Source organism: Ruegeria sp. BG8 (assembly GCF_056538325.1).
The window spans coordinates 23,371-35,523 of sequence record NZ_JBQFSZ010000006.1 but is presented as its reverse complement, the minus strand read 5'-3'; the positions used below and the strand labels follow the sequence as shown (position 1 = coordinate 35,523).

The following is a 12,153-nucleotide window of genomic DNA, read 5'->3' as shown; positions in this document are numbered from 1 at the left end:
TGACTCAGGCGACGTCAAATTCCAACGGCTTGATCTGGGTGAAGAGACCCGTCTCGGCCAGCTTGGCCCGCGCCTCGGCCGGGACCGGCTCATCAACATAAAGCAGCGCGATGGCCTCGCCACCGGCCTCGGACCGGCCAAGGGTAAAGTTCGCGATGTTCACATCGTTCTCGCCCATCGTCTGTCCCAACGCACCGATGATGCCCGGTACATCTTCGTTGGTGGTATAGAGCATATGCGCGCCCACCTCTGCGTCGATCGTGATGCCTTTGATCTGGATAAAGCGCGGCTTGCCGTCGCTGAACACAGTACCCGCGATCGAACGTTCGCGCTTGGTGGTCACGACGGTCACCTTGACATAGCCGTCAAAGACACCGGTCTTGTCCTGATTGGTGGTCGAGATCTGGATGCCGCGCTCTTTCGCGACAACCGGGGCCGAGACCATGTTCACCTCGGGGTTGAACTTTTTCATGATCCCAGCCACGACCGAACAATTCAGCGCCGCCAGATTCATCTCGGCCGCGACACCATCGTAAAGGATGTTGATCGCCTTGATCGGCTCATCCGTCATCTGGCCGATAAAGCTGCCCAGATGGCTGGCCAATTTGATCCAGGGGCCCATGATCTTGGCTTCTTCGGCAGTCACGCTGGGCATGTTCAGCGCGTTTTCCACCGCCCCGGTCAGCAGATAGTTCGAGATCTGCTCGGCCACCTGCAGCGCCACGTTCTCCTGAGCTTCAGTCGTGGCCGCGCCAAGGTGGGGCGTGCAGACCACGTTGGGCAGGTTGAACAGGGCGTTTTCCTTGGCCGGTTCTTCGCTGAACACGTCAAAGGCCGCGCCCGCCACGTGACCCGATTGCAGCATCTCGGCCAGCGCCTCTTCATCGACCAGACCACCACGGGCACAGTTGACGATGCGCACACCGGGTTTGGTCTTGGCCAGATTCTCGCGGCTCAGGATGTTCCGCGTCTGATCGGTCAGCGGCACATGCAGTGTGATGAAATCGGCGCGGGCCAGCAACTGGTCCAGCTCGACCTTTTCGACACCCATCTTGTCGGCTTTCTCTTCGCTCAGATAAGGGTCATACGCGACAACCTTCATCTTCAGCCCCAGCGCGCGTTCGCAAACGATGCCGCCGATATTGCCCGCACCGATCACACCAAGCGTCTTGTTGGTCAGCTCAATCCCCATGAACTTGGACTTTTCCCACTTGCCCGCATGGGTCGAGGTGCTGGCCTCGGGGATTTGCCGCGCCACGGCGAACATCATCGCGATGGCGTGTTCGGCAGTTGTGATCATGTTGCCAAAGGGCGTGTTCATCACGATCACACCCTTCTTGGAGGCCGCTTCCTTGTCGACATTGTCGGTGCCGATCCCTGCGCGACCGATGACTTTCAGATTATCGGCTTTTTCCAGCAGGGTCGGCGTGACCTTGGTGGCCGAGCGAATGGCGAGGCCGTCATACTGTCCGATCACCTCGGCCAGCTTGTCCTTATCTTTGCCCAGATCGGGCATGAAATCCACGTCGATGCCGCGATCACGGAAGATCTGCACGGCGGTTTCGCTGAGCTTGTCAGATACGAGTACTTTGGGGGCCATATCTCTGGTCCTTGAACTATAGGGAAATGTCCGGGCCACAGGCGGGCCCAGATTTTTCGTCGAAAAATCTTGTCAGGCGGCTGCCGTTTGCGCAGCGATCTCGGCCTCGAAGGCCCAGGCCAACCACGGCAACATCGCTTCGATGTCCGAGGTCTCAACCGTGCCGCCACACCAGATGCGCAGACCCGCGGGGGCGTCGCGATAGGCACCAATGTCCAGCGCGATATTCTCAGCCTCAAGCCGTTTGGCCACGGCCTTGGCGAATGTCGCACCGTCATGAATGCGTGGATCGGTGAACTTCAGGCAAACGGACGTGTTCGATTGCGTCGCCACGTCGTCGGCCAAATTGGCGATCCAGTCGTTCTGGTCGCAAAACGCGTGCACTGCCCCGGCATTGGCATCCGCGCGGGCAATCAAGCCCTGCAAGCCGCCAACCGAGCGCGCCCAGTCCAGTGCGAACAGATAATCCTCAACCGCCAGCATCGAAGGCGTGTTGATCGTGGCCCCGGTAAAGATACCGTCGATCAGTTTGCCACCTTTGGTCAGGCGGAAAATCTTGGGCAGCGGCCATGCGGGGGTATAGCTTTCCAGCCGCTCAACCGCACGAGGGCTCAGGATCAGCATCCCGTGGGCCGCCTCACCGCCCAACACTTTCTGCCAGCTGAACGTGGTCACATCCAGCTTGTCCCACGGCAGGTCCATCGCAAAGGCGGCACTTGTTGCATCGCAGATCGTCAGACCCTGACGGTCATCCGCGATCCAGTCGCCATCGGGAACCCGCACACCCGAGGTCGTGCCGTTCCACGTGAATACAACGTCATTAGCAAAATCGACCGAGGCCAGATCGACGATCTGTCCGTAGTCGGCGGTCTTGACCTCGGCATCGATCTTCAGCTGCTTGACCACGTCGGTCACCCAACCGGCACCAAAGCTCTCCCATGCCAGCATCTCGACCTTGCGCTCGCCCAACAGCGACCACAGCGCCATCTCGACCGCGCCAGTGTCCGAGGCGGGAACGATGCCGATCTTGTAATCCGCCGGAATGCCCAGCACCTCACGCGTGCCTTCGATGGCTGCCTTCAGCTTGTCCTTACCGACGGCGGCACGGTGCGAACGTCCCAGCGCAGCATCGGCCAGTTTAGACAGATCAAATGTGGGGGGTTTGGCGCAGGGGCCAGAAGAAAAACGCGGATTAGCCGGCCGCGTTGCCGGTTGTTGAATACTCATCTGTATTACCCTTCCAGATACACGCCCCTCGTTGGGGAGGGGTGTCCCGCCGCAACACCTAGAAACCCATCCCCTGCCCAGCAAGTGAAAAAGGCGTGTTAATTTAGAAAAACGACCGGTGTTCGTGCCGCTTTTCCGCACATGAGTTTCCGATAGGCGGAAGAAATCCGTCGCGTAAGCCAGACTTTCGGCCCGATTGACTGTTTTTTAGGCAGGCTTGCTGCAAGGCAGAAAGAATCCCCATCAATCTCTTGTCGTGGATCACCTGACTGGTGAAAAGGTGCCATGCCTGACACCTTGACCATCGTCGTTGTTGAAGAAGATCGCGAACGCGCAATTGCCATTGTCGACGCGCTTAAGGCATCCGGTGCCTACGATGTTCACGTCATCGGCAACGTCTCGAGCCTTGCGCGCAAGATTGCAGCGCTGGTGCCGGATGTGGTGCTGATCGACATTAACAATCCCACCCGCGATATGCTTGAAGAACTGACATTGGCCTCGGGGCCATTGGAACGTCCGGTTGCAATGTTTGTATCAGGGGCCGCGGGGGATTTGGCCTCGACAGCAATCGAAGCCGGGCTTTCAGCCTATGTGGTTGACGGGATGCAGCCGGATCGCCTGAAACCTGTGCTGGATGCAGCCATTGCGCGGTTCCAGATCGTTCGCCAAATGCGCCGCGAGCTGGCTGAAACCAAGCGGGCCTTGGAAGAACGCAAGGTCATCGACCGTGCCAAAGGGTTGTTGATGAAAGCGCGCGGGGTCGAAGAAGAAGAGGCTTATGCCCTGTTGCGCAAAGCTGCGATGGACCAAGGCCGCCGTGTCGCGGATGTGGCCGAAGCGCTGGTGACCGCCTCGGGGTTGTTGTCATGAACGCCGTGAAGTTACCCGTTGCCTATGTCCCCTTGGTGGATGCCGCGCCCTTGATCGTTGCGCATGAGATGGGTCTTGCACGTGCAGAAGGCATCGAACTGGACCTGATCGCCGCACCATCCTGGTCGTCGGTTCGCGATATGCTGGCCTTTGGACGTGTGGATGCGGCGCATCTGCTGTCGCCTGTGCCTGTTGCCATGGCTTTGGGCCTGGGTGGCGTAACCCAACCGTTGTCCGCCGTTTCGGTCCTGTCGGTGAATGGCGATGTCATCGGTGTCAGCCGCGCGCTTGAGATGCGATTGCGCGACAAAGGATATGATTTCGATTTCGATGATCCATACAAGGCGGCAGCGGCTTTGGCTTCAGTCACTGAGCGCCCTTTGGTTTTCGGCGTTCCGTTCCCCTTTTCCATGCATGTCGAGCTTTTGCATTGCTGGATCGAAGCCACCGCCCTGTCACAGATCGGGATTGAGGTGCGCACGATCCCACCGCCCCTGATGGCGCAGGCGTTGGCTGACGGAGATGTCGATGCGTTCTGCGTTGGAGAGCCATGGGGATCCGTTGCGGTCGAATCGCAGGCCGGCGCGCTTTTGTTACCGGGTCAGGCGATCTGGGCCTTTGCGCCGGAAAAAGTTTTGGCGGTGCGGACGGAATGGGCGGATACGGAACCGCATCTGCTAGGAAAGCTGATGCGTGCTGTATGGCGCGCGGGGCGCTGGCTCAGCAAACCCGGAAGCCAAACGGCGGCGGCAGAAATTCTGGCGCGCGATGCCTATCTGAATTTGCCCTCGGAATTGATCGACCGCGCCCTGTCGGGCAGATTTGTCATCTCTGGTCAGGCCGAGCAGCGCGAAGTGCCCGGCTTTTTGGAATTTCATGACGGCGCTGCCAGCTTTCCGTGGCGCAGTCAGGCCAAATGGATCGCCCAGCGCCTGGCCCAACGGTTTGATCTGGATCCGCACTTAGCACTGGCGCAGGCGGGCTCTGTGTTCCGCAGCGATATCTATCGCGACCAAATGGACGGCATTGGGGCCGATTTGCCCGGAGCCTCGGAAAAACTTGAGGGTGCGATTCGCGAAACCACGCCGGTGGCATCGCATAACGGGCAGCTGTCACTGAAGCGCGACGCGTTTCTGGATGGACGCATTTTTGATCCTCAGGATATCTGACGCCCAAAAATTAGGCGCCAGTCAGCAGCGCGCAGCGCAAATGCAGAAAAATCACGCTGCATCGCAGCAATAACCTTGATTTGAGCCTCATCTTTCCGCACGCTAATCTCATCGGTACGCAAAGGCGTGTACCTTTAGAATTCCTCCCAAAGTTTGGGAATGACTGAGCAAAGCCGCTCACTCTCTGACCACTCCTCCCGGTCAGAGCGTGCAGCGGCTTTTTGTTTTTCACCCCTCCCGGATCGCCGGGACCAAGAAAGGGACAGACCCACATGAAGAAATTCCTTGCAGGCCTTGTCGCCACCACAGCGCTGATCAGCCCGGCCCTGGCTGAGACACTGGAGCTGGAAAAAGACGAGCTGACCTTTGGCTTTATCAAGCTGACCGACATGGCCCCACTGGCTGTGGCCTATGAGAATGGCTATTTTCTGGATGAGGGTCTGTTTGTGACGCTGGAAGCGCAGGCCAACTGGAAAGTGCTGCTGGACGGTGTGATCGACGGGCAGCTGGACGGTGCGCATATGCTGGCCGGGCAACCGTTGGCCGCGACGATCGGTTATGGCACCGAGGCGCATATCATCACCCCCTTCTCGATGGACCTGAACGGCAACGGTATCACCGTTTCGAACGAAGTCTGGGAAGAGATGAAGCCCAACATCCCGAAAATGGATGACGGCCGCCCGCAGCACCCGATTTCGGCCGAGGCGCTGGCCCCGGTGGTCGAAAAGTACAAATCCGAAGGCAAGCCCTTTAACATGGGCATGGTCTTCCCCGTTTCTACGCACAACTATGAACTGCGCTACTGGCTGGCCGCTGGTGGCCTGCACCCGGGCTACTACAGCCCCGAGAACGTGACCGGCCAGATCGGCGCGGATGTGTTCCTGTCAGTCACACCTCCGCCGCAGATGCCAGCCACATTGGAAGCGGGCACCATCTACGGTTACTGCGTTGGTGAACCTTGGAACCAGCAGGCTGTGTTCAAAGGCATCGGTGTTCCAGTCATCACCGATTACGAGCTGTGGAAGAACAACCCCGAAAAGGTCTTTGGCATCAATGCCGAGTTCGCCGAGCAGTACCCCAACACCACCCGCGCCGTCACCAAAGCATTGATCCGCGCCGCGATGTGGCTGGATGAAAACGACAACGCCAACCGCCCTGCTGCAGTCGAGATGCTGAGCCAGCCGGAATATGTGGGTGCCGACTACGACGTGATCGCGAACTCGATGACCGGAACGTTTGAATATGAAAAGGGCGACAAGCGTGAAGTGCCCGATTTCAACGTGTTCTTCCGCTATAACGCGACCTACCCGTTCTATTCGGACGCCATCTGGTACCTGACCCAGATGCGCCGCTGGGGCCAGATCGCCGAGCCGCAGACCGATGCGTGGTATGATGAGGTCGCCAAGTCCGTCTACCGCCCCGACATCTATCTGGACGCCGCGAAAATGCTGGTCGACGAAGGCCTGGCGAATGAGGCCGACTTCCCCTGGGACAGCGACGGCTACAAGGCCCCGACACCTGCCGAAGATATCATCGACGGCATCCCTTACGACGCCCGTCAGCCTAATGCCTATTTGCAAAGCCTGCCGATTGGCCTGAAAGGCGAGCAGGTCGTCGTTGGAACCGAAGTCCAGGGTTAACTCCCCTGCCTCCCGACCCTGCGCGGTCGGGGGGCTTTTCCCATCTCACACAGAAATTCACCCCCGCCCGGCACTGATCGACCGGGCCAGGAGACCGCAAGATGACAGCCATCGACCACGATACGCTATCCGCTGATGCTGAACGCGAGGCCCGCAAGGCCCGCCTGTTCACCCGGATCAACGCCGCCGACAAATGGTTTCAGGTTTTGGGCCTGGCCTGGATCACCCCCATTCTGAAAGCCGGCGCAGGCGACAACCCGCGCGCGCAGATGGGTGAGATTTGGCGCCTGTTGGTCGTACCGTTGCTGGCCATCTGTGCCTTTTTGGTTCTCTGGGGCACGTTGGCACCCAAAGTGCAAACCTCGCTAGGCGCTGTCCCCGGTCCGGCGCAGGTCTGGTCCGAGGCCATTAGCCTGCATCAGGACGCACAGGCCAAGGCCGCCAAGAAGGCCAAGTTCGAGGCCATGGTCGAAAAGCGCAATCAAAAGTTCATCGACGCAGGCCAGCCCGAAAAAGTCAAAGAAGTCGCCTATACCGGTGCGCCGAGTTACTACAACCAAATCTGGACCTCGATCAAAACCGTGTTCTTCGGGTTCCTGATCGCCACTATTGTCGCTGTGCCGCTCGGCATCGCTGCGGGCCTGTCGCCCACCGCAAACGCCGCGCTGAACCCGCTGATCCAGATTTTCAAACCGGTCTCGCCGCTGGCATGGCTGCCGATTGTGACCATGATCGTCTCGGCCGTTTACGTCACCAATGACGGTTGGTTCGCAAAATCCTTCCTGATCTCGGCCATTACCGTGACGCTGTGTTCGTTGTGGCCCACGCTGATCAACACCTCGCTGGGTGTGGCGTCGATCGACAAAGATTTGGTGAACGTCTCCAAAGTTCTGAAAATGAACACCTACACCAAGATCACCAAGCTGGTGCTGCCCTCGGCCCTGCCGCTGATCTTCACCGGCCTGCGTCTGTCGCTTGGCGTTGGCTGGATGGTCCTGATCGCGGCTGAGATGCTGGCGCAGAACCCCGGTCTGGGCAAGTTCGTATGGGATGAGTTCCAGAACGGTTCCTCCAGCTCGCTCGCCAAGATCATGGTGGCTGTATTTACCATCGGCATCATCGGCTTCCTGTTGGATCGCGTGATGTATGCGCTGCAGTCGCTGTTTACCTTCTCGAACAACCGGTGACCCAAATGGCTGTGATCGACTTCAAGAATGTCAGCAAATCCTTCGGCACCGGCACTGCTGCGACGGATGTGCTGAAAGACATCAACCTCTCGGTTCAGGAAGGTGAGTTCGTGGTGCTGCTGGGCTTTTCCGGCACCGGTAAGACCACGCTGATCAACCTGATGGCGGGGATCGAGTTCCCCACCAAGGGCAGCGTCACTTTCCGCGACAAGGTCATCACCGGCCCCGCGCCGGAACGGGGGGTGATCTTCCAAAACTACTCGCTGATGCCGTGGCTGACGGTGACGGGCAATGTGCGGCTGGCCGTGGACGCGGTTTTCCCCAAGATGCCCAAGGCTGAAAAAGAGGAAAAGGTCGCCCATTTCATCCGTATGGTTGGCCTCAGCCACGCCGTTGGTCGCCGCCCCGCTGAATTGTCGGGCGGGATGCGTCAACGGGTGAACGTGGCCCGCGCACTGGCGATGGACCCCGAGGTTCTGCTGCTGGACGAACCGCTGTCGGCGCTGGATGCATTGACCCGAGGCAATCTGGCGGAAGAGATCGAAAAGATCTGGGAGGCCGACCGTAAAACCTGTGTCCTGATCACCAATGACGTGGACGAGGCGATCCTGCTGGCCGACCGCATCATCCCGCTGAACCCCGATGGCACGCTGGGGACTGAGTTCAAGGTCTCGATCCCTCGCCCGCGTGATCGCTCGGCCATGAACCATGACGAGACGTTCAAGGCGCTGCGTGGCGAGGTCACGAAATACCTGATGGATGTGGGGATCGAGGCCAAGGTCGAAGGCACCAAGACCCTGCCCGACGTAACCCCGATCCACGGTGTCCCCGCAGCGGTGAAAGAAGCGCAGGAGGGTCTGATCGAAGAACGGTATCTGGACTTCAGCCAGTTGCACAAGGTCTACCCCACGCCCAAAGGTCCGCTGACCGTGGTCGAGGATTTCAACCTCAAGCTTAACCGGGGTGAGTTCATCTCGCTGATCGGCCACTCGGGCTGCGGCAAGTCCACGGTGTTGACCATGGCCGCTGGTCTGAACGAAATCTCGAAAGGTGCGATCAAGCTGGATGGCCGCCACGTCGAAGGCGCGGATCCGGAACGCGCCGTGGTGTTCCAATCGCCTTCGCTGTTCCCATGGCTGACCGCCAAGGAAAACGTATCGGTCGGGGTGGACCGCGTGTATCCGCGCGCCAGCCAGGCCGAGCGGCAGGATGTTGTGGAATATTACCTCGAACGGGTCGGTCTGGCCGATGCGATGGACAAATCCGCCGCCGACATGTCGAACGGGATGCGCCAGCGTGTGGGCATCGCCCGCGCCTTTGCCCTGTCGCCGAAACTGTTGCTGCTGGATGAACCCTTCGGGATGCTCGACAGCCTCACCCGGTGGGAGCTGCAGGAGGTTCTGATGGAGGTCTGGTCGCGGACCAAAGTTACCACGATCTGTGTGACTCACGACGTGGACGAGGCGATCCTGCTCGCCGATCGCGTGGTGATGATGACGAACGGCCCACAGGCCACGATCGGCAAGATCACCAATGTCGACCTGCCGCGCCCGCGTACCCGCAAGGCGCTGCTGGCCCATCCCGATTACTACGAATACCGGCAAGAGGTGTTGGATTTCCTCGAAGAATACGAGCACGGGGCGAAACCCAAGCCCAAATCCCCTGCCCCCCAAGCCATCGCTGCGGAGTGAAAGCCATGAAACAGAAACTGGTTGTCATCGGAGCCGGCATGGCCTCGGGTCGGGTGTTGGAACACCTGACCGACGCCGCCCCCGATGCATTCGACATCACCTTGTTCAACGCCGAGCCGCGCGGAAACTACAACCGCATCATGCTGAGCCCGGTTCTGGCAGGTGAACAAACCTATGAAGACATCGTCACCCATGATGACGCCTGGTATGCGGAACGCGGGATCACCTGCCGGTTCGGCGAGAAAGTTGTCAAAATCGACCGCGAGCTGAAAGTGGTCGAAGGCGAAAACGGCCATGTTCCTTATGACAAGCTGATCTTCGGCACCGGCTCCAACCCCTTCATGATCCCGATGCCCGGGCATGATCTGGACGGTGTGATCGCCTATCGCGATCTGGAAGACACGCAGAAGATGATGGGCATGGGTGCGGGCAACAAGGTCGTCGTGATCGGCGGCGGTTTGTTGGGGCTTGAGGCCGCCGCAGGCATGGCCGCGCGCGGGGCTGATGTGACCGTTGTGCATATCATGGGTCACCTGATGGAGCGTCAGCTGGACCCGGCCGCAGGTTATCTGCTTAAGAAATCGCTGGAAGAAAAAGGCATCACCGTTCTGTTGAATGCCAAATCGACCGAAATCGCGGGCAAGGATGGCAAGGCCCGGGCGCTGCTGTTGGAGGACGGCACCGAGCTTCCCTGTGACCTGTTGGTGATGGCTGTGGGCATCCGCCCCAACACCGCACTGGCGCAGGAGACGGGCCTTGCCGTAGGTCGGGGCATCCATGTGGACGATCAGATGATCACCTCGGACGCCGACATTTACGCCGTCGGGGAGTGTGTCGAGCATCAGGGCGAGCTATTTGGCCTTGTCGCACCGCTATACGATCAGGCGAAAGTGTTGGCCCAGACCTTGTTGGGTGAAGACGCGGCGTTCAAACAACGCTCGCTCTCGACCAAACTGAAGGTGACGGGCTGCGATCTGTTCAGCGCCGGGGACTTTGCCGAGGGCGAAACCCGCGAGGACATCGTCTTTCGCGACCCCGCGCGTGGTGTCTACAAGCGGCTGGTGCTGGAAGATGACAAGCTGGTCGGCGCGGTCATGTATGGCGATACCGCCGACAGCAACTGGTTCTTTGGTCTCATCCGGGACGGCGAGGACATCTCGGAGATGCGCGAGACGCTGATTTTTGGTCCTGCTTATCAGGGAGGGGCCACTGTGGACCCTCTCTCAGCCGTTGCAGCATTGCCGCCTGAGGCGGAAATCTGTGGCTGCAACGGCGTATGCAAATCCCAAATCACATCAGCCATTGAAGGCGGCGCAACTGATCTGGGCGCGATCCGGGCAACCACCAAGGCCAGCGCCTCTTGCGGGACATGTACTGGACTGGTGGAACAGTTGCTGCAGGTTACGCTGGGCGATGACTTCCAGATGCCAGCCGCACAACCCATCTGCGGCTGCTGCGATCTGACCCACGAAGACGTCCGCCGCCTGATCAAATCGCAAGAGCTGAAAAGCCAGGAGGCCGTTTGGCAAGAGCTGGGCTGGAAAACGCTCAACGGCTGCCATGTCTGCCGCCCGGCGGTAAATTACTATCTGCTGGCTGACTGGCCGGTGGAATATCAGGACGACCCGCAAAGCCGTTTCGTCAACGAACGCAAACACGCCAACATTCAAAAAGACGGCACGTTCAGCGTTGTGCCCCGAATGTGGGGTGGCATCACCAACCCTGCGGAACTGCGTGCTATTGCTGATGCGGCCGAGAAATACGATGTGCCGACCGTCAAAGTCACCGGCGGGCAGCGCATCGACCTGCTGGGCGTGAAGGGCGCAGACCTGCCCTATATCTGGTCCGATCTGAACAAGGCTGGTCTGGTCTCGGGCCATGCCTATTCCAAAGGCTTGCGCACGGTGAAAACCTGTGTCGGCACCGATCATTGCCGGTTCGGCACGCAAGATAGCACCGGTCTGGGCATCAAGCTTGAGAAAATCCTGTGGGGCTCGTGGACGCCGCACAAGCTGAAGCTGGCAGTCTCGGGCTGCCCGCGCAACTGTGCCGAAGCGACCTGCAAGGATATCGGTGTTGTCTGTGTCGACAGCGGCTATCAGATCAGCATCGGCGGCGCCGCTGGCATGGACGTTAAGGAAACCGAACTGCTGGTACAGGTTCCGACCGAGGATGAGGCGATTGAGGTCGTGATGGCCGTCACCCAAGCCTATCGAGAGGGCGGCAAGTATCTGGACCGCTTGTACAAATGGATGGCGAAGGCCAGCCTCGACTGGATCAAGGAAACCGTGGTGGATGATCTGGACAACCGGCGCGCGCTGGTTGAACGGTTCGAACTCAGCCAATCCATCTACCGCAAAGACCCATGGGCCGAGCAGGCCAAAGAGGCCCCGCGCTTTGCGCCATTGGCCGATCTGACACTGGAGGCCGCAGAATGAGCTGGATCGACATCGGACATATCGACGACATCCCCCTGCGCGGCGCGCGCGTGGTGAAAACGCCGGTCGGTTGTATCGCCCTGTTCCGCACAGCAAAGGATGAGGTCTTTGCCGCCTCGGACACCTGCCCCCACAAGGGCGGCCCGCTATCTGAGGGCATCGTGCACGGCCAGTCTGTCACCTGCCCGCTGCATAATTGGGTGTTCGACCTGAACTCGGGTCAGGCGCAAGGCGCGGATGAAGGGCAGATTGCCACCTACCCGGTGCAGCTGGACGGGGATCGCATCCTGCTGGACAGCACCTCGCTGGGGCAAAGGAGCGCCGCGTGAAA

General features: G+C 59.6%; 9 protein-coding genes. 7 read left to right on the top strand and 2 right to left on the bottom strand.

Going from position 1 to position 12,153, the window contains the following annotated elements; genetic code table 11:
- Positions 1–4 precede the first annotated feature (4 nt).
- Complete coding sequence (gene serA, locus ACR0DG_RS13260) at positions 5–1,600, bottom strand: phosphoglycerate dehydrogenase (RefSeq protein WP_480698077.1); 1,596 nt, start codon at positions 1,598–1,600, stop codon at positions 5–7.
- Between the two features lie 72 nt (positions 1,601–1,672).
- Entirely contained in the window at positions 1,673–2,827 is a 1,155-nt protein-coding gene (locus ACR0DG_RS13255; RefSeq protein WP_480698079.1) for a phosphoserine transaminase, read from the bottom strand.
- A 285-nt stretch (positions 2,828–3,112) separates the two neighbouring features.
- On the opposite strand from ACR0DG_RS13255, the gene ACR0DG_RS13250 reads away from it, so the two are divergent.
- The 7 genes from ACR0DG_RS13250 to nirD all read left to right on the top strand — a co-directional run bounded on the left by ACR0DG_RS13250 (position 3,113) and on the right by nirD (position 12,151).
- The gene (locus ACR0DG_RS13250; protein WP_480698081.1) at positions 3,113–3,697 is read left to right on the top strand and encodes an ANTAR domain-containing response regulator; all 585 of its coding nucleotides are present in this window, start codon (positions 3,113–3,115) and stop codon (positions 3,695–3,697) included.
- Positions 3,694–4,866: a CmpA/NrtA family ABC transporter substrate-binding protein gene (locus ACR0DG_RS13245; protein ID WP_480698083.1), complete on the top strand. Its 1,173-nt coding sequence runs from the start codon at positions 3,694–3,696 to the stop codon at positions 4,864–4,866. Before ACR0DG_RS13250 ends, ACR0DG_RS13245 begins: the two co-directional genes overlap by 4 nt.
- Positions 4,867–5,138: 272 nt before the next feature.
- Positions 5,139–6,506, top strand: a complete 1,368-nt coding sequence (locus tag ACR0DG_RS13240; protein ID WP_480698085.1) for a CmpA/NrtA family ABC transporter substrate-binding protein — start codon at positions 5,139–5,141, stop codon at positions 6,504–6,506.
- A gap of 101 nt (positions 6,507–6,607) precedes the next feature.
- Complete coding sequence (locus ACR0DG_RS13235; RefSeq protein ID WP_480698087.1) at positions 6,608–7,693, top strand: ABC transporter permease; 1,086 nt, start codon at positions 6,608–6,610, stop codon at positions 7,691–7,693.
- Positions 7,694–7,698: 5 nt separating this feature from the next.
- Positions 7,699–9,384: an ABC transporter ATP-binding protein gene (locus ACR0DG_RS13230; protein WP_480698089.1), complete on the top strand. Its 1,686-nt coding sequence runs from the start codon at positions 7,699–7,701 to the stop codon at positions 9,382–9,384.
- A gap of 5 nt (positions 9,385–9,389) precedes the next feature.
- Entirely contained in the window at positions 9,390–11,822 is a 2,433-nt protein-coding gene (gene nirB, locus ACR0DG_RS13225; RefSeq protein WP_480698091.1) for a nitrite reductase large subunit NirB, read from the top strand.
- A complete protein-coding gene (gene nirD / locus ACR0DG_RS13220; protein ID WP_170355473.1) occupies positions 11,819–12,151 on the top strand; it encodes a nitrite reductase small subunit NirD in 333 nt (110 codons plus the stop codon). Before nirB ends, nirD begins: the two co-directional genes overlap by 4 nt.
- Positions 12,152–12,153 lie beyond the last annotated feature (2 nt).

Bases quoted from the DNA above. Each gene is read 5' to 3' on its own strand.
- nirB (WP_480698091.1), top strand. From the start codon at position 9,390: ATGAAACAGAAACTGGTTGTCATCGGAGCCGGCATGGCCTCGGGTCGG.
- ACR0DG_RS13230 (WP_480698089.1), top strand. From the start codon at position 7,699: ATGGCTGTGATCGACTTCAAGAATGTCAGCAAATCCTTCGGCACCGGC.
- ACR0DG_RS13255 (WP_480698079.1), bottom strand. From the start codon at position 2,827: ATGAGTATTCAACAACCGGCAACGCGGCCGGCTAATCCGCGTTTTTCT.
- ACR0DG_RS13235 (WP_480698087.1), top strand. From the start codon at position 6,608: ATGACAGCCATCGACCACGATACGCTATCCGCTGATGCTGAACGCGAG.
- nirD (WP_170355473.1), top strand. From the start codon at position 11,819: ATGAGCTGGATCGACATCGGACATATCGACGACATCCCCCTGCGCGGC.
- ACR0DG_RS13245 (WP_480698083.1), top strand. From the start codon at position 3,694: ATGAACGCCGTGAAGTTACCCGTTGCCTATGTCCCCTTGGTGGATGCC.
- ACR0DG_RS13250 (WP_480698081.1), top strand. From the start codon at position 3,113: ATGCCTGACACCTTGACCATCGTCGTTGTTGAAGAAGATCGCGAACGC.
- ACR0DG_RS13240 (WP_480698085.1), top strand. From the start codon at position 5,139: ATGAAGAAATTCCTTGCAGGCCTTGTCGCCACCACAGCGCTGATCAGC.
- serA (WP_480698077.1), bottom strand. From the start codon at position 1,600: ATGGCCCCCAAAGTACTCGTATCTGACAAGCTCAGCGAAACCGCCGTG.